This is a genomic window from Bacillus sp. SIMBA_074 (assembly GCF_046534555.1).
GTDB classification, from domain to species: domain Bacteria; phylum Bacillota; class Bacilli; order Bacillales; family Bacillaceae_G; genus Bacillus_A; species Bacillus_A mycoides.
Genome location: NZ_JAWRYM010001144.1, coordinates 1 through 240, shown reverse-complemented (window position 1 = coordinate 240; position 240 = coordinate 1). Strand labels below are relative to the sequence as shown.

The 240-nt window shown below is 34.2% G+C and carries 1 protein-coding gene; it reads left to right on the top strand.

From position 1 onward, the window contains the following. The coding region (locus tag SB773_RS34320) for a hypothetical protein (RefSeq protein ID WP_410594987.1) at positions 1-240 on the top strand (240 nt) is incomplete at both ends.

Sequence of the window (240 nt, the reverse complement as noted above, 5' to 3'; positions counted from 1 at the left end):
CTAATTATTATTGTGGGAAATCTTTTCCTGATAAACTTGATTTAATAACACTCTCCAGGATTTTAGGAGTTCCATATGATGAACTTTTGATATTCAGAGGCGATGTAGAATGTTATCAAAGATTAGACAATTACATAATCGGCTATCGTGGACATGAAGATGAAACAATATTTGATGAAATTGAAAGGTCGAAAACGGAGAGTAAGTTATTTGACCCGGATACAAAGGGACTAGCCAACA